This window comes from Kitasatospora sp. NPDC058965 (assembly GCF_042741245.1).
GTDB lineage: Bacteria > Actinomycetota > Actinomycetes > Streptomycetales > Streptomycetaceae > Kitasatospora.
The window spans coordinates 14,731-34,878 of sequence record NZ_JBHYKG010000053.1; the positions used below are offsets into that span (position 1 = coordinate 14,731).

A 20,148-nucleotide genomic window follows, 5' to 3' on the forward strand; every position below is an offset into this window, starting at 1 on the left:
CCGGACCGGCGCGACCACCGAGACCCGACCCGGGCATCAACAGCAAGGGAGCAAGCATGGCCACCCGTGCCGTCGTACGCGACAGGGCCGACCGGACTCGTACGGCCCGCCCGACCAACCTCGAGGCCGACCGCGACCTGGTCGGCATGTACCTCGACGAGATCGCCAGGACCCCCCTCCTCGACGCCGCCGAGGAGGTCGAGCTGTCGCTGCGCATCGAGGCCGGCGTCTACGCCCAGCACCTGCTGGACGAGGCCGACGACGGCGTGGCCCCGCTGCCCGAGGGGGCCACCCGCGAGGAGTTGGAGACGATAGCCGCCGACGCCGAGCGGGCCAAGGACGTCTTCATCCGCTCCAACCTGCGCCTGGTGGTCGCGGTGGCCCGCCGCTACCCGCGCAGCGGGCTGCCCCTGCTCGACCTGATCCAGGAGGGCAACGCCGGCCTGGTCCGCGCGGTGGAGAAGTTCGACTACGCCAAGGGCTTCAAGTTCTCGACCTACGCGACCTGGTGGATCCGGCAGGCGATCACCCGCTCGATCGCCGACCAGTCCCGCACCATCCGGCTGCCCGTCCACCTGGTCGAGGAGCTCGGCCGGATCCGCCGGGTCCAGCGGGAGAAGTCCAAGGAGCTGGGCCGCGAGGCCGAGCCCGCCGAGATCGCCGCCGAGCTGGACACCACCGAGGCCCGGATCAAGGACGTGCTCGACTGGGCGCGGGATCCGGTCAGCCTCAACATGGCGGTGGACGACGAGGGCGAGACCCAGTTCGGCGACCTGGTCGAGGACACCGGCGCGGTCTCCCCGGAGGACGCCGTGATGGTGATGCTCCGGCGCGAGGAGCTGGACGACCTGATCGGCCGGCTCGACGACCGCACGGCCTCGATCATCCGCTCCCGCTACGGGATGGAGGACGGGCGCGAGCGCACCCTGACCGAGGTCGGCAAGCAGCACGGCCTGACGCGTGAGCGGATCCGCCAGATCGAGAAGCACGCGCTGGCGGAGCTCAAGAAGATCGCGGGGCACGCGGGGTTCGAGGCCGCGTGACTCCTGCGGACGACCCGGACACCGCACGGCGGTGTCCGGGTCTCCGTGTGTCCGGGGGCGGCGTGTGTCGTGTGTCCGGGGGCGGCGCGTCCGGATCCCCGTGTTGTACGGAGACCCGGGGCCTGCGGGCCCGGGTGTGTCCGGCCGTGAACGCTCGATGATCACCGTGTTCGGCGATTCCGCAGGTCCGGCCGGGTCTGCTTTGATGTCAGGTCCATGGCTGATGGGGGAGCGGGGAAGGGGCGGGGTGCGTGCTGCTGCTCGGGCGGGACGGGGAACTGGGGGCGGCGCGCGAGGCACTGGCCGCGCGGGGGGCGGTGCTGCTGACCGGGGCGACGGGGATCGGGTTGAGCACGCTGGCCGAGGCGCTGGGCGACGAGGCGGGGGAGGCCGGCTGGACGGTGCTGCGCTGCGAGCCGGCGGCGGAGGAACGGGAGCTGCCCCACGTCGGACTCGCGGACCTGCTCGGCTGCCTGCCCGGTGACGTGCTGGACCGCTCGCTGGCCGCGCTGGCGCAGGCACCGCGGGCGGCCTTGCGGGCGGCCCTGCTGCGGGACCGGCCGCCGGTCTCGGGAGTGGACCGCCTGGCGCTGCGGCTCGGGCTGCTGGAACTGCTGCGATCGGTCGCACCGGTGCTGGTGGTGTTGGACGGCGCGGACCGGCTGGACCTGCCGAGCGCGGCCGCGCTGCGCTTCGCACTGCGGCGGGGCGTGCGGGACCTGCGGGGCCTGCGGGTGGGGCGGGGTGGCGGGGCCGACGAGGACGGCGGGGGCAGCGGTCGCGACCCGGAAGGTGGCGGTGGCGGCGCGGTCGCGGGGCGGGTGCGGGTGCTGGCGACGGCGGGTGCGGTGCTGCCGGGGTGGTCGGGCGCGGTGGTCCCGGTCGGCGGGCTGCGGGCGAGCGCGCTGGCGGCGGTGGTGCGGCGCGAGGTGCCGGGGTGCACCGCGGCGGTGCTGCGGGACGTGCAGCGGGTGGCGGCGGGCAACCCCGGGACGGCGGTGGCGCTGGCGCGGGGCGGGTACCGCTGGGACGGGGCGGCGGAGGCGCTGACGGGGGTGGAGCGGGAGTACGAGCGCGCGCTGCGCGCAGTGCGGGAGCGCCCCGGAGCGGCGGCGACGGTGGCCGCCGCCGAGTGCGCGGCAGCGGCGGAGCGGTGGCCCGAGGCGCGGGCGCTGGCAGCACAGGCGCTCGCTGACGGTGCGTCGGGCGGCGGGATGTCGGGCGGCGGGATGTCGGGTGACGGTGCGTCGGGCGGCGGGATGTCGGGTGACGGTGCGTCGGGCGGCGGGATGTCGGGTGACGGTGCGTCGGGCGGCCGCGGGGCGGGCGGTGTGCGGAGTCGGGCGCGGGCGGTGCTGTTGCGGGCAGTGGCGCAGGCCCCGGTCGCGAGCGGCGGACTCGTCGCGGCGGGGCTGGCGGAGGGCGACCGCACCGTCCTGCCCTGGGCCGCCGAGCGGGCGCTGCTGGCGGGGCGGTTGGACGAGGCCGCCGTGTACGCCGCAGAGGCCGGGGCGGCGGATCCGGCGGCCCTGGTCGTCGCGGCCCGGGTCGAGCTGGCCCGGGGCTCGGTGGTGCGGGCGCGACGGACGCTGGACGCGGTGGCCGCGCTGCCGGTGCCGCTGCCGCCGCACCGGCGCGAGCGGTGGCTGGCGGCGGAGCTGGCCGCGGGACGGCCGGAGCGGGTGCTGGCCGCCGCCCGGGGCAGCGGCCCGGGGGCGGACGGGGACACCGCGCCGGCCCTGCTCGCGCTGCGCACGGCCGCGCTGGCGCAGCAGGGTGACGGTGCGTCGGCGCTGGGTGCGGCGGCGGAGCTGGTCGAGCTGCTCGCCCGGTACGGGGAGCCGCTGCCGCTCCCGGGCGAGGCCGGTGGCGGCGAACCGAGACGGGCCGGGGCGGCGCTCGCCGTGGCGCGGGCCGAACTGCTCGGCGGCAGCGCCGAGCGGGCGCGCGAGCTGGCCGGGCTGGCGGCGGCGCAGTGGGGCGCGGCGGGCGCCGTGCTGCCGCAGGGGCAGGCACTGGCGGTGGCGGGCGAGGCGGCGCTGCTGCTGGGACCGGTGGCGCAGACCGCGGCGGGCGTGGCGGAGCTGCAGGAGGTGCGGCGGCTGGCATCCGTGGTGGGGGCGGTGGACCCGGCCACGGTCCGGGCGCTGGCCCTGCTGGCCGAGGGGCTGGTCGCCCTGGGAGAGACCGGGGAGGCCGCCGAGGTGGCGGGGGAGGCGGCCGCGTCGCTGCGGTCCGCGGACGGCACCGCGCCCGCCGCGGTTACCGCGGTGCGGCGGGCCGCCGCGCTGGTGCGGGCCGGCCTGGGCGACGGGCGGGCGGCGGTCGAGCTGCTGCGGGCCGAAGCCGACGGGCTGCGGGCCGAGGTCGACCGGCCGGGAGCCGTGGGCGCGGGGCTGGAGATCGAGTTGGCACGGACGCTGATCGCGCTCGGCACGGTGGAGCGCCGGTTGCGGCACCGCCCCGGGGCCCGGGCCGCGCTGCTGGAGGCGGGCGAGCGCTGCGCCCGGCTCGCGGCCCGCCCGCTGCTGCTCCGGGCGGCGGCGGAGCTGGACCGGGTGGACCGGGCGCTCGCCGTGCCGGGCGCGGCCGGCGGGCTGCTCACCGCCAGCGAGCGGCGGGTGGCCGACCTGGCGGCCGACGGCGCGACCAACCGCGAGGTGGCGGCGGCGCTCTTCGTGAGCGTCAAGACGGTGGAGGGCACCCTGTCCCGGGTGTACCGCAAGCTCGGCGTCCGCTCCCGCAGCGGGCTGGCCCGCGCGCTCGCCGTGTACGGCTGACCGGGACCGACCCGCGGCGGACCGGCAGCGGACCGAGGGCGGACCGAGGGCGGACCGGCGCCGGGCTCGGCTGCGGCCCGGCCCGCCGCCCGGGTCGGCCGCGATCCGGTGTCACCGCACGCCACCGTGCGACATCACCCGGACATCCGACCAGCAAGGGTCACCCCTCTTTTGACGGTGGATCGACAAGCCTAGCGTTGCTGCCATCGACCCCGGCTCGAACCAGCGGACCACCAACTCCCCTGCCGCAACGAGCCGTTCCATCGCCGTCCCAGGAGGACTGTCGTGACCTTGCGTCTCAGGCCCGTCATCGGGCTGCTCGTCGCGCCGCTGCCGATCGTCGCGCTGGCCGCCACCCCCGCGTTCGCCGCGCCGCAGGCGGGTGTGGTGCGCGGGGATGTGCTGCCGGCGGTCAGCCAGGCGGCCCGCACCGGCTCGGTGGCCGCGGACCAGCGGATATCCGTCGCGGTGAGCCTGACCCAGCGGGACCCGGCCGGGCTGCACGCGTTCCTGGCCCGGGTGACCGATCCGGCGTCGCCGCAGTACCAGCACTACCTGACGGTGGCGCAGTTCGCCGACCGGTTCGGCGCCGCGCCGAAGGACGTGGCGGCGGTGACCGGCTACCTGGCCGCGCAGGGGCTGCAGGTGTCCGGGGTGACCGCGAACCGGCTGACCGTCGAGGCCAGCGGGACCGCCGCCCAGGTGGCGAAGGCGTTCGGCACCAGCCTGGCCACCTACCGGGACGGCCGGGACGGCCGCACGTTCTTCGCGAACACCACGGCCCCGGTGCTGCCCGCCGGGATCGCCTCGGTGGTCAGCGACGTCTCGGGGCTCAACGACTACGCGAAGTACCGGCACTTCGACACGGCCGCCCCGCACGCCGCCGCCAAGGCGCCCACCGGCCTCGGCCCGACCGCCGCGCGCTCCGCCTACAACCTCACCTCCACCCTCTCCGCGGGCTACAACGGCGCCGGCAGCACGGTGGGCCTGCTGGAGTTCTCCGGTTACCAGCAGTCCAACGTGGCCGCGTACGACAAGTACTTCGCGCTCCAGACCGGCACCCCGACCGTGGTCAGCGCGGGCGGCGGCACCACCGACCTGTCCGGCCAGGACGAGGTGGAGCTGGACATCGAGGTGGTCCAGGCGCTCGCTCCCGGTGCCACCGTCAAGGTCTACGAGGCGCCCAACAGCGACGCCGGCGAGACGGCGATCTACGCCAAGCTGGTCAGCGACGACGTCCCGGTGATCTCGATCAGCTGGGGCATCTACGAGGCGGGCGAGACGGCGAGCAACCGGACCGCGGTGGACACCGACCTGAAGGAGGCGGCGGCCCAGGGCCAGTCGGTCTTCGCCGCCTCGGGCGACAGCGGCTCGGACGACGCGGGCAACGGCGGCACGTCGGTCGACTTCCCGGCCGCCGACCCGTGGGTGACCGGGACCGGCGGCACCACGCTCAGCCTCTCCGGCGGGGCGTACGCCAAGGAGACCGCCTGGTCCGGCAGCGGCGGCGGCGTCTCCTCCTCCGTCGCCACGCCGAGCTACCAGAAGCCGGTGAACAGCGGCTCGTACCGCGCCGTGCCGGACGTCTCCGCGGTGGCCGACCCCGCCAGCGGCTGGGCGATCTACACCCAGGGCGCCTGGTACGAGTTCGGCGGCACCAGCGCGGCGGCGCCCAACTGGGCGGCGTTCGCGGCCGTCTACAACAGCGAGGCCAAGGCCAAGGGCAAGCCCGCCTTCGGCAACGCCAACAGCAGGATCTACTCGCTGGCCACCTCCACCTCCTACGGCAGCGCCTTCCACGACGTGAAGTCCGGGAGCAACGGCGCGTACAGTGCGGGGACCGGCTACGACAAGGTCACCGGCTGGGGCTCCTACAACGGCGCGAACTTCCTCAAGGCCGCGCTGGGCTGACGCCCGGCGGCACGGCACGGGCTCCAGGGGTCGGGCGGTCCACGCCCGGCCCCTCGGGGCCGTGCCGGTCGGCGCCCTACCCTGGTAGGCATGACCGACCAGCCCACCCCCGCCCCGCCCGCCGAGACCGAGCAGCAGCCCGCGGAGCAGCCCGAGCAGCAGCCCGCGCGGCCGGCACCCGCGGCGAAGCTGGTCTTCGCCGATCCGCTGGGCCGGCAGACCAGCGACGACACGGACGCGGCCTGGGGCGAGAGCTCCTCGGCCCGGGGCCTGGACTGGTACCTGGAGCAGCGCCCGCCGCACCACGGCTGACGGCCCGCTCACGGCAGCCCGCCGCGCCACGGCCGACAGTCGGCTCACGGCCGCCCGTCGCACCACGGCCGACGGCCCGCTCACGGCCGCCCCAGCCGGTGGGCGCACTGACTGGCCAGTGCCGCGCCCGCCAGGCCGCTGAGGACGGCGCCCGACCGCAGCCGCACGGCCCGCCGCAGGCGGTGCCGCACGCCGCTGCCGCGCCGGATCGGGCGGAACCCGGGCACCGGGCGCCCGGGCGGCACCGGCACCGCCTGCGGCGGAGCCGGCCGCCGGTGGCTGGACCGCACCCCGCAGGCGGGCACGGAGCGGGAGGGCTGGGGGAGCAGGTCGAGGTCTTCGCTCATGCCGCCACTGTGGCCCGTGCCGGCGTTCATGCCCAGGTCCGTCCACAGGCCTGTGGATAACTCTGTGCCTGTGGACAACCCGGATCGGCCCTGGTCGGCCCGGGTGCGGGCGGGCAGCCCGAAGGCCCCCCGGGTACGCCCGGGGGGCCTTCGGTGCGGAAGGAGCGCGCGGCGGCGGCCGCGGAACCGCTGTGGAGCGGGTCCGGTCAGCTCGCCGTCGAGGTGCTGCTGGAGGTCGTCGCGCTCGCCGAGGACGTGCTCGACGAGGAGGAGGACGAGGACGAGGAGTCCCCGGACGAGGAGGAGGCGGCCGCGGAGCCCGACGAGCCCGAGGAGACCGTGCTGCTGGAGGAGGACCGGCTGTCGGTCCGGTAGAAGCCCGAGCCCTTGAAGACCACACCCACCGCGGAGAAGACCTTGCGCAGGCGGCCCTGGCAGTTCGGGCAGACGGTCAGCGCCTCGTCGGTGAACTTCTGCACCACCTCGAGGCCGTTGCCGCACTCGGTGCACTGGTACTGGTACGTGGGCACTGTGTCTTCCTCCTGGCACTCTCGGCTGATGAGTGCTAACGACGGTCCATGATGCGGCATTCCGCCGGATCAGTCCAGCGTGGCGGGTGAGCAGCGGGGTTCCAGCGCGCCGCGGCGGTCCGCCCCGCTCCTGGCAACGGTACGGCCCCGCGCGGGCGAACCCACCAGCAGGCCGCGCAACGTGACCAGCGCCACCAGCCCGAGCCCGGCCCCGGCCACCGGCACCAGGAACCCGGTGCGCGGACCGCCCAGGTCGATCAGCTGCCCGGCCACCGTGGAGCCGACCGCCAGCCCCAGGCCGATCGCCCCGGTCAACCAGGTGAAGGCCTCGGTCTTGGCGCCGTCGGCGACCAGCGTCTCCACCAGCGTGTAGCCGGTGATCAGGGTCGGCGCGATGGCCAGCCCGCAGCAGAGCGCGGCCACCGCCAGCGCGGTCAGGTCCGGCATCGCCCAGAGCGTCGAGCAGCCCAGCACCAGCAGCGCGTAGCTCGCGAGCATCCGCTCCCGGGCGGACCGCCGCCAGGCGACCATGCCGTACAGCACCCCGGCCAGCATCGAGCCGCCGGCGAAGACGCCGTAGACGGTGCCGCTCATCCCGGCCTGCCCCTGGGCCTCGGCGAAGGCGGTCACCGAGACCTGCATGGCGCCGAAGACGGTGCCCACGCCGAGGAAGGAGCCGGCCAGCAGCCGGACCCCCGGGGAGGCCAGCGCGGAGACCCGGTTCCCGCCCGCCGCGCGCGGGTGGCGGGCCGGCGCGGTGCCCCGCTGCGCGGCGAAGGCCAGCCCGCCCAGCACGGTCAGCGCGGCCTCGGCGGCCAGCCCCGCGGCCGGTGCCACCGTGGTGGCGATGGCGGTGGCGAGTACCGGGCCGACCACGAAGGTGAACTCGTCGGTGACCGACTCGAAGGCGAACGCGGTGGACAGGTGGCGGGGCCGGTCGGCCAGCCGGGCCACCCAGCGGGCCCGGACCATCGCGCCGATCTGCGGCACGCTGGCCCCGGCGGGGGCGGCGGTGGCGAAGAGCGTCCAGACCGGCGCGTGGCCGAGCGCCAGCGCGATCAGGGCACCGACCGAGACGGCGTGCACCAGCACGCTCGGCAGCAGCACCGCGGTCTGGCCGAACCGGTCGGCCAGCCGCCCGGTCTGCGGGCCGACCAGCGCCTGGGCCACCGCGGCGACCGCCGCGACCGAGCCGGCCGTGCCGTAGGAGCCGCGGGTGTCGAAGACCAGCAGCACGATGCCCAGGCTGAGCATCGCGTAGGGCAGGCGCGCCACGAAGGCGGGGAGCACGAACGTCCACGCACCCGGGGTGCGTAGCAGGGAGACGTAGCCGACACGGGCCGGGACTACGGGGTTGTCGACCGTTGGGCGGGCCGCCACGGTCGGTCCTTCCTGCTGCCTGGTAGCGACGCCGGGGTGAGGGTGGGGTCCCCGACGGCGCCGAGAGTCGTCCTCTCGCGCGTCGACCGGGGTAGATACCGGGGTCCGGGGGCCGTCGTTCGCGGAAGCGGGGCCGGGCAGCGGACCGCGGCCGCCGAGCGGTCGCGCCAACTCTGCATCAGGCAGATGTTGCAGTGTGGATATGTCTGTGGGTGTATCTGTCTCCACTTTAGAGGGTACTGATCAGTACCACCTTGGATTCTACGGAAACGTCACCTGTTGTACAGCGACCTGCATCACTTGCCGAAGAGCCAGCCGGCCAGCTTGCCGCCCTTGTCGACCGCGCGCAGCCGCTTCTCGGTGGCCTCGGCCACCGTCTCGGTGGTGACCACGAGCAGCTCGTCCCCGGCCCGCAGCACGGTGGCCTTGTCCGGCACGAAGCTGCTGCCCTCGCGCACCACCAGGGTGACGGCCGCCCCGGCGGGCAGCCGCAGCTCGCCCACCTCGACGCCGGACATCCGCGAGCCGGGCGCGAGCGCGACCGAGAGCAGTTGGCCGTGCAGCCGCTCCAGCGGGGCCGACTCGATGCCCAGGTCCTGGCCGAGCGCCCCCTCGGAGATCCGCAGCTGCCGCGCCAGCCAGGGCAGCGTCGGGCCCTGCAGCAGGGTGAAGACGACCACCAGGATGAAGACGATGTTGAACACGTCGGCGGCGTGCGGCACGTCGGCCACCAGCGGGATGGTGGCCAGCACGATCGGCACCGCCCCGCGCAGCCCGGCCCAGCTGAGCAGCGCCTGCTCCCGCCAGGGCAGCTTGAACGGGGTGAGCGTGGCCACCACCGAGAGCGGGCGGGCCAGCAGCACCAGCACCGAGCCGATCACGATCGCCGGCCAGACGGCCGAGCCCATGGTGCGCGGGTTCACCAGCAGGCCGAGCAGCACGAACATGCCGATCTGCCCGATCCAGGCGAGCCCGTCGGCGAAGCCGCGCACCGCGGGGCCGTGCGGCAGCTTGGCGTTGCCCAGCAGCACCGCGCAGACGTAGACGGCCAGGAAGCCGGAGCCGTGCAGCAGCGCGCCGGCGGAGTAGGCCAGCACGGTGAGCGCGAGCACCGCGATCGGGTACAGGCCGGAGGAGGGCAGCGCCACGTGCCGCAGGCCGAAGGCGCCCAGCCGGCCGACCGCCAGTCCCACCGCCGCGCCGATCGCCAGCTCCGCGAGGATCGTGCCGACCAGCACGTACCAGGGGTCGAACGGTCCGGTGGTGGCGAAGGCGACCACCAGGATCACCACCGGCGCGTCGTTGAAGCCGGACTCGGCCTCCAGCAGTCCGCTCAGCCGGGCCGGCAGCGGCACCGTGCGCAGCACCGAGAAGACCGCCGCCGCGTCGGTGGAGGAGACGATCGCGCCCAGCAGCAGCGACTCGCGCCAGTCGGTGCCGACCAGGACGTGCGCCCCGGCGGCCGTGACGAAGACCGAGATGCCGACCCCGAAGGTGGCCAGCACGGTGGCGGTCGGCATCACCGGCTTGATCTCCCGCCAGTTCGTCTTCAGGCCGCCCTCGGCCAGGATCACCACCAGCGCCGCGTACCCGAGCACCTGGGTGAGCGAGGCGTTGTTGAAGGTGACGCCCAGTCCGTCCTGGCCCAGCACCACGCCGATGCCCAGGTAGAGCAGCAGGCTGGGCAGCCCGGACCGGGTGGCGAACCGCACCGCGACCACCGCGATCAGCAGGATCACGGCGGACTCGAGCAGGAAGGTGTTCAGGTGGGAGACGGTCACGCAGGGGCACCTCGGGGTCGCGGGCGGCTGTGGCGGGCGGCACGGGAGGGGTCACTGGGGCAGGGGAGGACAGCGTAGGCAGTGGGCACCGGCTGACGCGTGGTCAGCGAATGGATCGTTACCCAGGCTAACATTTTACCTGATCTTTGAACTCTTGAACAGTGCGGCGGAATCAGCCACCCACCACCGGAACCCCGCCTTCAGCCGCGCCCGGTAGGGTCCCTGTGACTCAACCGTGGGCGTCCCCCGTGCACCCGCGCCACCCGAGTCGTCCTAATGTGGTGAGCGGTCACGGCCGCCCCGCTCATGTGACGTTCCCGCTCCCTGCCGCTAGGACCCAGATGCCCCGCTCGCCCCGTACCAAGAAGTTCCGGCGCGCCCGTCTGATCGTGGTTGTGCTCGTCGTGCTGCTGGTGGCCTCGGTCGCCGCCGGCGGGTGGTACGCGGTGGACACCGTGCGTGCCTCGTTCCCGCAGCTCAGCGGCAGCGTCCAGGTGCCCGGGCTGGGTGCCGCGGTGGACGTGAAGCGGGACGCCCAGGGCGTCCCGCAGGTCTACGCCGACTCGTCGGAGGACCTGTTCAAGGCCCAGGGCTACGTGCAGGCCCAGGACCGGTTCTGGGAGATGGACGTGCGGCGGCACATCACCGCCGGCCGGCTCTCCGAGATGTTCGGCGCCGGCCAGGTGGACACCGACTCCTTCATCCGCACCATGGGCTGGCACGACGTGGCGCAGAAGGAGTGGGACAGCACGCTGAGCCCGGAGACCAAGAAGTACCTGCAGGCCTACACCGACGGCGTCAACGCCTGGCTCACCCAGCACCCGGGCGGGCGCACCGCCTCGCTGGAGTACGCGCTGCTCGGCACCGTCAACAGCGGGTACAAGCCCGAGCCGTGGACCCCGGTGGACTCGGTGGCCTGGCTCAAGGCGATGGCCTGGAGCCTGTCGGGCAACCTGCAGGAGGAGATCGACCGGTCGCTGCTGAGCCAGACCTTCAGCCCGGACCAGATCAACCAGCTCTACCCGGACTACCCGTACCAGCGCAACGGCACCATCGTGCAGACCGGCACGGTCGGCGCCGACAACGTCTACAAGCCGCCGGTCGCCGCGGTCAACCAGGGCCAGGCCGGCGCCGCGGGCACCACCCAGCAGAGCGCCGCACTGACCCGGGGCCTGACCTCGGTCTCCGACGAGCTGGCCATGCTGCCGCAGCTGCTCGGCCCGCAGGGCCAGGGCATCGGCTCGAACTCCTGGGTGGTGGCGGGCACCCACACCACCACCGGCAGCCCGCTGCTGGCCAACGACCCGCACCTGGGCCCGGGGCTGCCCAACGTCTGGTACCAGATGGGCCTGCACTGCCGCACCGTCAGCGCGAGCTGCCCGTTCGACGTGACCGGATTCACCTTCGCCGGCATGCCGGGCGTGGTGATCGGCCACAACCAGAACGTCGCCTGGGGCCTGACCAACCTGGGCGCCGACGTCACCGACCTCTACCTGGAGAAGGTCACCGGGCCGGACACCTACCTGGTGGACAACCAGGACCAGAAGTTCGAGACCCGCAAGGAGACCATCAAGGTGGCCGGCGGCACGGACCGGGTGATCACCGTGCGCAGCACCAACAACGGGCCGCTGATCTCCGACCAGAGCACCGAGGAGCAGCAGGTCGGCACCTACGCGCCGGCCGGCAACGCCGCCCCGGACCGCGGCACCTCGGGCTACGGCGTCGCGCTGCACTGGACCGCGCTCAACCCCGGCAAGACCATGGACGCGGTCTTCGAGCTGGACCGGGCCGGCGACTTCACCGACTTCCGCAACGCCGCCAAGGACTTCGCGGTCCCCGCGCAGAACCTGATCTACGCCGACACCAAGGGCCACATCGGCTACCAGGCGCCCGGGCAGATCCCGATCCGCGGCAAGGGCGACGGCCGCTACCCGGCGCTGGGCTGGGACTCCGGCTACAACTGGAAGGGCTACCTGGACTTCAAGACCCTGCCCTGGGTGGAGGACCCGGCGGTCGGCTACATCGTCACCGCCAACCAGGCCGTGGTCGACCAGTCCTACAAGCCGCTGCTGACCACCGACTGGGAGTACGGCACCCGGGCCAAGGAGATCACCGACCAGATCCAGCTCCGGCTGAACAACGGCGGCAAGATCTCGCCCGACGACATGCAGTCGATGCAGCTGGACAACACCAGCGTGCTGGCCAAGACCCTGGTCCCGCTGCTGCTCAAGGTGCAGATCACCGACCCGTACGTGAAGCAGGCGCAGGACCTGCTGAAGGACTGGAACTACAACCAGGACGCCGACTCGGCCGCCGCCGCCTACTACAACGGCGTCTGGCGCCAGCTGCTGATCCTGGCCTTCGGGCAGAAGTTCCCGGCCGGCCTGCGGGCCCAGGGCGACTGCCTGCTGGTCCAGCAGAAGGTGGACGTCAACCAGCCGGACGGCACGGTGGGCGGCGAGACCAAGATCGTCACCCAGTGCGGCACCCGCAAGCCCAGCCAGGCCCAGCCGGACGGCGGCGACCGCTGGATGGAGGTGGTCCGCCAGCAGCTGGCCAACCCGGGCAGCCCGTGGTGGGACTACATCGACTCCAACCACGTGCAGCAGCACGGCCTGGACAACCTGCTGAAGGAGGCGATGAAGGACGCCCGCCAGGACCTCACCGCCCACCTCGGCAAGGACATCTCCACCTGGAGCTGGGGCCGGCTGCACCCGCTGAACCTCAAGGAGCAGACCCTCGGGGTGGACACCTCCTCGATCGCCTCCGGCGTCGTGCACCGGCTGCTCAACCGCGGCCCGTACCAGATGTCGGGCGGCTCGGCCGCGGTGAACGCCACCGGCTGGACCGCGGCGGCCGGGTACGACGTGGACTGGATCCCGTCGATGCGGATGGTGGTCGACCTGAGCGACTTCAACGCCTCGCACTGGATCAACGTGGGCGGCGAGTCCGGCCACGCGTTCAGCGACAACTACGACGACCAGACCGACCTGTGGCGCCAGGGCAAGCTGCTGTCCTGGTCCTTCTCGGCCACCGCGGTGGACCGGGGCACGAAGAACAAGCTCACCCTGACGCCCTGAGGGGCGGTCAGAACCGGTGCACGCCGTCCGGGGTGACCGCGGCGTGCACCGGCCGGTCGTGCGGCTCGGCCGGCACCTCGGCCAGCAGTTCGTGCCCGTACAGCAGGGTGGCCAGCAGCGGCTCGACGCCCGCCGCGGCCAGCCGGGCCAGCACCCGGTCGTAGGACCCGCCGCCGCGCCCGAGCCGCAGCCCGCGCCGGTCCACCGCCAGGCCGGGCAGCAGCACCAGGTCGGCCGTGCAGACCGCCGCCGGGCCGAGCCGGGGCCCGGTCGGCTCCAGCAGCCCGCGCCCGGCCGGGGCCAGCCGGTCGTCGCCGTCGTAGCGCGCCCAGTCCAGGTCGTTGTCGGGCAGCAGCACCGGCAGCAGCACCGGCACCGCGCGGGCGTGCAGTGCCGTCAGCAGGGCCCGGGTGCCCGGCTCCGCGCCCACCGAGACGTAGGCGGCCACCACCGCCCCGGGCGGCACCAGGGTCAGCGCCCGCTCGGCGAGCGCGCCGGCCGCCGCCGCCCGCTGTTCGGGGGACAGTTCGCGGCGCCGCGCCAGCAGCCGTGACCGCAGGGCGGGCTTGTCGTTGTACAAGAGATCGTCAGACACGGCTCGATCCTCCCGCAGTCGCTCCCCCGAGGGAGTCCCATGGCACTCCTGCTCCAGGCCCTCGCCCTGCTCAGCCTCCCGCTCACCGCGCTCGCCTGCCTGCTCGCGGTGCGGCTGCGCCGCGTGCGGCGGGCCGCGGCCGCCCGCGAGGGCGAGCTGGCCCGGCAGCTGGCGGAGCTCACCACCGAGTGCGCCGAGCTGGCCAGCAGCGCCGCCCGCGACCCGCTGACCGGGGTGTGGAACCACCGCCAGCTGCAGCTCGCGCTGGAGCGCGAGGTGCGGCGCTGCCAGCGCCCGCGCACGGCCGGCGAGCGCGCTCCCGAGCTGTCCGTGGTGCTGCTGGAGATCGAGGGCTTCGAGGCGGTCACCGCCGAGCACGGCCGGCACCGGGCCCAGGCGGTGCTGCGCGACCTGGCCCAGCGGCTCTCGCTGGAGGTGCGCGCCACGGACACGCTGGGGCGGTACGGCGGCACCGAGTTCCTGGTGGTGCTGCCGGACACCGGGGCGGCCGGGGCGGCCAAGGTGGCCGAGCGGCTGTGCTGGGCGGTGCGCCGCCACCGGCTGCTGGACTGGGCGGGCCAGCCCTGGCAGGCCCAGCCGCCGGTGGCCGGCGGCAACGGGCTGCGCGCCGTGGCCGGGACGGCGGTGCTGCCGACCGGCGGCCATCCGGTGCCGCTGCTGCGCGCCGCGGACCGCGCCCTGGCCGAGGCGAAGCGGGCGCCGGGGCGGGCGGGGCACCCGCAAAGGCACGGTAATCTGTCGCCCTGTGCCGGCCCGGGCCCCACGGCCTCGGGTGGCGCGGCCCGTACCTCCCCCAGCCTCCGGCCGGGGGAACCCCCGTACGCCGTGACTGGCGCCGACGAGGTTCGTTCATAGCCGATTAACCTCGCCCTCAGTCAAGGCGGTCAGCTGCCTCGATAAGGTCAAACGCATGACGACGATTCCCCGCATGCCCGTAACCAAGGCCGTTGTGCCTGCTGCCGGACTCGGAACCCGGTTCCTGCCGGCCACCAAGGCGACGCCCAAGGAGATGCTGCCGGTCGTCGACAAGCCGGCCATCCAGTACGTGGTGGAGGAGGCCGCCGCCGCGGGCCTCACCGACATACTGATGGTGACCGGCCGCAACAAGCGCGCCCTCGAGGACCACTTCGACCGCGCCTACGAGCTGGAGGAGCTGCTCGCCCGCAAGGGTGACGCCTCGAAGCTGGCCCTGGTGCAGGAGTCGGTCTCGCTGGCCAACATGCACTACGTCCGCCAGGGCGACCCCAAGGGCCTGGGCCACGCGGTGCTGGTGGCCGAGCAGCACGTCGCCGGCCAGCCCTTCGCGGTGCTGCTCGGTGACGACCTGATCGACCCGCGCGACCCGCTGCTGGCCCGGATGATCGAGGTCCAGCAGGAGCTCGGCGGCTCCGTGGTCGCGCTGATGGAGGTCGACCCGTCGCAGATCCACCTGTACGGCTGCGCCGCGGTGGAGACCAACGGCTTCGGCGACGACACCTTCCACGTCACCGACCTGGTGGAGAAGCCGGAGCCGGCCGACGCGCCGTCGAACTACGCGGTGATCGGCCGCTACGTCCTCGACCCCGCGGTCTTCGAGGTGCTGAAGAAGACCGAGCCGGGCCGCGGCGGCGAGATCCAGCTGACCGACGCGCTGCGCACGCTGGCCACGATGACCGCCGAGGAGGGCGGCCAGGTGCACGGCGTGCTCTTCGACGGCCGCCGCTACGACACCGGTGACCGCGCCGACTACCTGCGCGCGATCGTCCGGTTGGCCTGCGAGCGGGCGGACCTCGGTCCGGACTTCCGCGGCTGGCTGAAGGAGTTCGTCGACGGCGGCATGCAGGGCTGACCTCGGGTCAGCTGCTCGATCGAAGGGGCGGTACGGGTGATGGGCCGGCAGGACGCGTGCGGGACCGAGTCGGTGGGCCACCGGCACTGGACGGTGGACGAGCACCTGGCCGACGTGCTGGCCGGCCTGACCGCGCTGCCCGCGATCGACCTGCAGCTGCTCGACGCCCAGGGCTGCCGGCTCGCCGAGGACGTGGCGGCCGGCGGAGACCTGCCGCCCTTCGACAACAGCTCGATGGACGGGTACGCGGTGCGCACCGCCGACACCGTCGGCGCCACCGAGCAGTACCCGTCGGTGCTGGCGGTGGTCGGTGAGATCGCCGCCGGTGCCGGTGAGCTGCCCAGGGTCGGACCGGGCCAGGCGGCCCGGATCATGACCGGCGCCCCGGTGCCGCCCGGCGCCCAGGCGGTGGTCCCGGTGGAGTGGACCGACGGCGGCACCGGCTCGGCCGAGGCGGCCACCGCGATGACCGCCGAGGCCGGTTCCGAGGTGCGGGTGCGTCAGGAGGTCGGCGAGGGCGCGCACGTGCGCCGGGCCGGCAGCGACGTCCGGGCCGGCAGCACGGTGCTGACCGCCGGCACCGAGCTCGGTCCCACCCAGCTCGGCCTGCTGGCCGCGATCGGCCGCGGCGGGGTGCGGGTGCGCCCGCGCCCCCGGGTGGTGGTGCTCTCCACCGGCAGCGAACTGGTGCCGCCGGGCGAGCCGGTCGGCCCCGGGCAGATCTGGGACTCGAACAGCTACACGCTCACCGCCGCCGCGCAGGCGGCCGGCGCGATCGCCTACCGGGTCGGCGGGGTGCCGGACGACGCGGCGGTGCTGCGCCGGGTGCTGGAGGACCAGCTGGGCCGGGCCGACCTGATCGTCACCAGCGGCGGGGTCAGCGTCGGCGCCTACGACGTGGTCAAGGAGGTCTTCGCCGAATACGGCGGGGTGGACTTCCGCAAGCTGCGGATGCAGCCCGGCAAGCCGCAGGGCTTCGGCCGGATCGGCGAGCCCGGCGTCCCGCTGCTCGCGCTGCCGGGCAACCCGGTCAGCGCCTACATCTCCTTCGAGCTGTTCGTCCGGCCGGTGATCCGCACCATGCTGGGCGCCCCGGACGTGCACCGCCCGGTGGTCCGCGCGGTCTGCACCGCCGACCTGAGCTCGCCGCCCGGCCGCCGGCAGTTCCTGCGCGGCTGGTACGCGGGGGACACGGTGGCCCCGGTGGGCGGTGCCGATTCGCACCTGGTGGGGGCGCTCGCCCGGGCGAACTGCCTGATCACGGTCCCCGAGGACACCGTCGCGGTACCCGCCGGCACGCCGGTGGACGTGGTCCTTCTGACGGACTGACGCCTGCCCGTCGGTCGGACCGACCGCGGTCCACGGCGGTATCAGGGGTACGGTAGCGCGGTATTCACCCCGTTCTGCTGGAGTACTGACGTGACCACACCCCCCGGCGACCGCCTGACGCACGTGGACGAGACCGGCGCCGCGCGCATGGTCGACGTCTCCCAGAAGGCCACCACGGTGCGCACCGCGGTGGCCGCGGGCCGGGTCCGGGTCTCCGCCCGGGTGGTCGAGCTGCTGCGCGGCGAGGGCGTCCCCAAGGGCGACGCGCTGGCGGTGGCCCGGATCGCCGGGATCATGGGCGCCAAGCGGACCCCCGACCTGGTCCCGCTCTGCCACCCGATCGCGCTCTCGGGCGTGGCGGTCGAGCTGGCGGTGACCGACGCGGCGGTGGAGATCACCGCGACGGTGCGGACCGCCGACCGCACCGGGGTCGAGATGGAGGCGCTGACCGCGGTGGCGGTGGCCGGTTTGACCGTGATCGACATGGTCAAGGCGGTGGACAAGGCAGCCGCCATCGAGGACGTCCGGGTGCTCAGCAAGACCGGCGGCAAGAGCGGCGACTGGACGCGCGGGGAGTCGGCGCCCGGGGAGTCGGCATGAGGGCGCTGGCGGTCACCGTCTCCAACCGCGCCTCGGCCGGGGTCTACCAGGACAAGGGCGGCCCGCTGCTGGTCGCCGGGCTGACCCGGATGGGCTTCGCCGTCGACGGCCCCCGGGTGGTGCCGGACGGCGAGCCGGTGCTGGCGGCGCTGCGCCAGGCGGTGGCCGAGGGCTACGACGTGGTGCTCACCACCGGCGGCACCGGGATCTCGCCGATGGACCTGACGCCGGAGATGACCGCGCAGGTGATCGACCGACAGATCCCGGGCATCGCGGAGGCGATCCGGGCCCAGGGCCGGGAGAAGGTGCCGACCGCGGCGCTCTCCCGGGGGCTGGCCGGGCTGGCCGGGCGGACCGTGATCGTCAACCTGCCCGGGTCGACCGGCGGGGTGAAGGACGGGCTGGCGGTGCTGGAGCCGCTGCTCGCCCACGCGGTGGACCAGCTGGGCGGCGGGGACCACCCGCGCCCGGCGGACGGCGGCGCGGACCACGGGGGAGCGCACTGAGCGCCGGCTGGCCGGTGGAGCTGCGCGACGGCGAGGTGCTGCTGCGCCCGATCCGGATGCGCGACCAGAAGGCCTGGCAGGAGACGAGCCGGCGCAACCGGGACTGGCTGCGCCGCTGGGAGGCCACCGTGCCGCCCGCGCCGCCCGGCCGGATCACCGGCTCCCGGCCGACCTACCGTCAGATGGTGCGCTACCTGCGGGCGGAGGCGGGCGCGGGCCGGATGCTGCCCTTCGTGGTGGTGTTCCGGGACCAGCTGGTCGGCCAGCTCACCGTGGGCGGCATCACCTGGGGCTCGATGTGCTCGGCCAACATCGGCTACTGGATCGACGAGGGGGTGGCGGGGCGGGGCATCATGCCGACCGCCGTGGCGCTCGGCGTGGACCACTGTTTCCAATCCCTGGGCCTGCACCGGATCGAGGTGTGCATCCGGCCGGAGAACGGGCCGTCCCGGCGGGTGGTGGAGAAACTCGGCTTTCGGCCGGAGGGAATGCGGCCTCGCTATCTGCACATCGACGGGGACTGGCGGGACCACCTGGTGTACGCGCTCACCGCCGACGAGGTCCCGGAGGGCCTGCTGAAGCGTTGGCACGCAAGGTAATTGAATACGTGTTCGAAATTCATATCGATATGGCATCGTCGTACCGAGAAGCGGTCGCACATGGCGCCGAAATAGTCAGAGAATCAGCTTGGCAGCGCGACACGCCGATCCAAATTGCTGCCCGCCCTTATCCATCGCCCGTACGGTGGGAAACGTGAGCAGTAGCGGCCTCATCTACGCGGTCATCGTAGGGGCCTGGGCTGCCTATCTGGTGCCCATGTGGCTCCGCAGGCAGGACGAGCTCAACGAAGCGCGCCCGACCGAACGCTTCAGTACCGCCATCCGCCTGCTGGCCGGGCGATCGGCACTGGAGCGGCGGGCGTCCCGGGTCCTCGACGACAACGCCGTGCCCTCCGAACCGAACGAACCGGCGGACTCCGCCGACCGGTCCGCACCGTCCGAGCGCCCCACCGGCGCCGCGGCGGTGGTCGGGCTGCCCGCTGACGAGCCGTCGGAGGCGGACGCCCCCACGGCGCCGCCGGCCGTGGAGCACCCGGCGGCCGGACACCCCTCGCGGGCCCGGCTGCTGGCCCGCCGCCGGCGGATGGTCACGGTGCTCTTCCTCGCCTTCGCGCTGGGCGCGATCGTGGCGGCGGTGGCCGGGGTGACCTTCCTCTGGGTGCCGGCCCTGCCCGCCCTGCTGCTCACCCTCTACATCGGCCACCTGCGGCGGCTGGAGCGGCAGCGCTGCGTGGTGAAGCTGGACCGGCAGCGGGCGGTGGTCGCCGCCCAGCGGGTGCGGGAGCGGGAGCAGACCCGGGTGGCGGCCACCACCGCCGCGTCGGCCGCCGGGGTCGACCCCGCCGAGCCGGCCGGCGGGCTCGCGGAGCGCCCGCCGCTGCGGGTCGCGCCGGCCCCGCAGCAGGCCCTGGTGGAGGCGACCGACCACGAGGAGTGGGTGGACGGGCTGCGCGAGCGCGCGGCCGCGGGCCGGGACTCCTGGGAGCCGGTCCCGGTCCCGCTGCCCACCTACGTCACCGCCCCGGTGGCGCCCCGGGTGACCCGCGGCCTGGACCTCGGCGCCCCGGGCACCTGGAACTCCGGGCGCACCACCGAGCCCGCGCACACCCCGCTCTTCGACCAGTACGAGGAGCCCGTCGCCGAGCCCCGCCCGCGCGCCGCCAACGAGTGACCGGCGGTCCCGGGGCGGGGCACCCCGTCCCACCAGCGGGGTGGTCACGAGCCCCCTCGAAAAGGTGCTAGAGTTTCTTCTCGTTGGGGCTGTGGCGCAGTCCGGTAGCGCACCTCGTTCGCATCGAGGGGGTCAGGGGTTCGAATCCCCTCAGCTCCACCCAACGGAGGGTCCACGGACTCTCCACCAGATCCCGCCCGGGGCTTCCCCGGGCGGGATCCTGCGTTTCCGGGGCCCGCACCCGCGGTGACGGACCGTCGGTGCGGCGGCGACCACCTGCCGGACCGCGCCGACCACGCGGACCACGCGGACCACGCGGACCGGGCGGGCCCCGGGGGCGGGCCGGGCGGGGGGGGGGGGGGGGGGCGGGCGAC

General features: G+C 74.5%; 17 protein-coding genes and 1 tRNA gene. 13 read left to right on the forward strand and 5 right to left on the reverse strand.

The window, feature by feature from the left end:
• Positions 1-56: 56 nt before the first annotated feature.
• From ACFW1A_RS11940 to ACFW1A_RS11955, 4 genes are all read left to right on the forward strand, one after another.
• Positions 57-1,043 carry a sigma-70 family RNA polymerase sigma factor gene (locus ACFW1A_RS11940; RefSeq protein WP_380407766.1) on the forward strand — a complete coding sequence of 329 codons (987 nt, stop codon included), beginning with the start codon at positions 57-59 and terminating at the stop codon, positions 1,041-1,043.
• A 251-nt stretch (positions 1,044-1,294) separates the two neighbouring features.
• Complete coding sequence (locus ACFW1A_RS11945) at positions 1,295-3,823, forward strand: AAA family ATPase (RefSeq protein ID WP_380407768.1); 2,529 nt, start codon at positions 1,295-1,297, stop codon at positions 3,821-3,823.
• A 285-nt stretch (positions 3,824-4,108) separates the two neighbouring features.
• Complete coding sequence (locus ACFW1A_RS11950) at positions 4,109-5,734, forward strand: protease pro-enzyme activation domain-containing protein (protein ID WP_380407770.1); 1,626 nt, start codon at positions 4,109-4,111, stop codon at positions 5,732-5,734.
• Positions 5,735-5,824: 90 nt separating this feature from the next.
• Positions 5,825-6,046 (forward strand): hypothetical protein, encoded by a 222-nt coding sequence (locus ACFW1A_RS11955; RefSeq protein ID WP_380407772.1) that lies wholly within the window; start codon positions 5,825-5,827, stop codon positions 6,044-6,046.
• Positions 6,047-6,126: 80 nt separating this feature from the next.
• Here ACFW1A_RS11955 and ACFW1A_RS11960 read toward each other — a convergent pair whose 3' ends face one another.
• The 4 genes from ACFW1A_RS11960 to ACFW1A_RS11975 form a co-directional block, all read right to left on the reverse strand.
• Positions 6,127-6,393, reverse strand: a complete 267-nt coding sequence (locus ACFW1A_RS11960; RefSeq protein ID WP_380407774.1) for a hypothetical protein — start codon at positions 6,391-6,393, stop codon at positions 6,127-6,129.
• Between the two features lie 206 nt (positions 6,394-6,599).
• Entirely contained in the window at positions 6,600-6,923 is a 324-nt protein-coding gene (locus ACFW1A_RS11965; protein WP_380407777.1) for an FmdB family zinc ribbon protein, read from the reverse strand.
• Between the two features lie 69 nt (positions 6,924-6,992).
• Positions 6,993-8,303, reverse strand: a complete 1,311-nt coding sequence (locus ACFW1A_RS11970) for an MFS transporter (RefSeq protein ID WP_380407779.1) — start codon at positions 8,301-8,303, stop codon at positions 6,993-6,995.
• A 296-nt stretch (positions 8,304-8,599) separates the two neighbouring features.
• The gene (locus ACFW1A_RS11975; protein WP_380407781.1) at positions 8,600-10,084 is read right to left on the reverse strand and encodes a potassium/proton antiporter; all 1,485 of its coding nucleotides are present in this window, start codon (positions 10,082-10,084) and stop codon (positions 8,600-8,602) included.
• 341 nt (positions 10,085-10,425) lie between these two features.
• On the opposite strand from ACFW1A_RS11975, the gene ACFW1A_RS11980 reads away from it, so the two are divergent.
• Positions 10,426-13,164: a penicillin acylase family protein gene (locus tag ACFW1A_RS11980; protein WP_380407783.1), complete on the forward strand. Its 2,739-nt coding sequence runs from the start codon at positions 10,426-10,428 to the stop codon at positions 13,162-13,164.
• 7 nt (positions 13,165-13,171) lie between these two features.
• Here ACFW1A_RS11980 and ACFW1A_RS11985 read toward each other — a convergent pair whose 3' ends face one another.
• Complete coding sequence (locus tag ACFW1A_RS11985; protein WP_380407785.1) at positions 13,172-13,759, reverse strand: 5-formyltetrahydrofolate cyclo-ligase; 588 nt, start codon at positions 13,757-13,759, stop codon at positions 13,172-13,174.
• Positions 13,760-13,798: 39 nt separating this feature from the next.
• Here ACFW1A_RS11985 and ACFW1A_RS11990 point away from each other — a divergent pair, with 39 nt between their 5' ends.
• From ACFW1A_RS11990 to ACFW1A_RS12025, 8 genes are all read left to right on the forward strand, one after another.
• Positions 13,799-14,635 carry a GGDEF domain-containing protein gene (locus ACFW1A_RS11990; RefSeq protein WP_380407787.1) on the forward strand — a complete coding sequence of 279 codons (837 nt, stop codon included), beginning with the start codon at positions 13,799-13,801 and terminating at the stop codon, positions 14,633-14,635.
• Between the two features lie 73 nt (positions 14,636-14,708).
• Entirely contained in the window at positions 14,709-15,608 is a 900-nt protein-coding gene (gene galU / locus ACFW1A_RS11995; RefSeq protein WP_380407789.1) for a UTP--glucose-1-phosphate uridylyltransferase GalU, read from the forward strand.
• Positions 15,609-15,647: 39 nt separating this feature from the next.
• Complete coding sequence (glp, locus tag ACFW1A_RS12000; protein WP_380407791.1) at positions 15,648-16,937, forward strand: gephyrin-like molybdotransferase Glp; 1,290 nt, start codon at positions 15,648-15,650, stop codon at positions 16,935-16,937.
• Positions 16,938-17,084: 147 nt separating this feature from the next.
• Positions 17,085-17,537 carry a cyclic pyranopterin monophosphate synthase MoaC gene (gene moaC, locus ACFW1A_RS12005; protein ID WP_380407799.1) on the forward strand — a complete coding sequence of 151 codons (453 nt, stop codon included), beginning with the start codon at positions 17,085-17,087 and terminating at the stop codon, positions 17,535-17,537.
• Positions 17,534-18,043 (forward strand): molybdenum cofactor biosynthesis protein B, encoded by a 510-nt coding sequence (locus tag ACFW1A_RS12010; protein ID WP_380407793.1) that lies wholly within the window; start codon positions 17,534-17,536, stop codon positions 18,041-18,043. Before moaC ends, ACFW1A_RS12010 begins: the two co-directional genes overlap by 4 nt.
• A gap of 14 nt (positions 18,044-18,057) precedes the next feature.
• Positions 18,058-18,642: a GNAT family N-acetyltransferase gene (locus ACFW1A_RS12015; protein ID WP_380407795.1), complete on the forward strand. Its 585-nt coding sequence runs from the start codon at positions 18,058-18,060 to the stop codon at positions 18,640-18,642.
• A 154-nt stretch (positions 18,643-18,796) separates the two neighbouring features.
• Complete coding sequence (locus ACFW1A_RS12020; protein ID WP_380407797.1) at positions 18,797-19,774, forward strand: hypothetical protein; 978 nt, start codon at positions 18,797-18,799, stop codon at positions 19,772-19,774.
• A gap of 85 nt (positions 19,775-19,859) precedes the next feature.
• A tRNA-Ala gene (locus ACFW1A_RS12025) sits at positions 19,860-19,933 on the forward strand.
• Positions 19,934-20,148: the final 215 nt, after the last annotated feature.

Excerpts from the sequence above, each read along its gene's own strand:
- moaC (WP_380407799.1), top strand. The coding sequence starts at position 17,085 with ATGGTCGACGTCTCCCAGAAGGCCACCACGGTGCGCACCGCGGTGGCC.
- ACFW1A_RS11960 (WP_380407774.1), bottom strand. The coding sequence starts at position 6,393 with ATGAGCGAAGACCTCGACCTGCTCCCCCAGCCCTCCCGCTCCGTGCCC.
- glp (WP_380407791.1), top strand. The coding sequence starts at position 15,648 with ATGGGCCGGCAGGACGCGTGCGGGACCGAGTCGGTGGGCCACCGGCAC.
- ACFW1A_RS11990 (WP_380407787.1), top strand. The coding sequence starts at position 13,799 with ATGGCACTCCTGCTCCAGGCCCTCGCCCTGCTCAGCCTCCCGCTCACC.
- galU (WP_380407789.1), top strand. The coding sequence starts at position 14,709 with ATGCCCGTAACCAAGGCCGTTGTGCCTGCTGCCGGACTCGGAACCCGG.
- ACFW1A_RS12010 (WP_380407793.1), top strand. The coding sequence starts at position 17,534 with ATGAGGGCGCTGGCGGTCACCGTCTCCAACCGCGCCTCGGCCGGGGTC.
- ACFW1A_RS11980 (WP_380407783.1), top strand. The coding sequence starts at position 10,426 with ATGCCCCGCTCGCCCCGTACCAAGAAGTTCCGGCGCGCCCGTCTGATC.
- ACFW1A_RS11940 (WP_380407766.1), top strand. The coding sequence starts at position 57 with ATGGCCACCCGTGCCGTCGTACGCGACAGGGCCGACCGGACTCGTACG.
- ACFW1A_RS11955 (WP_380407772.1), top strand. The coding sequence starts at position 5,825 with ATGACCGACCAGCCCACCCCCGCCCCGCCCGCCGAGACCGAGCAGCAG.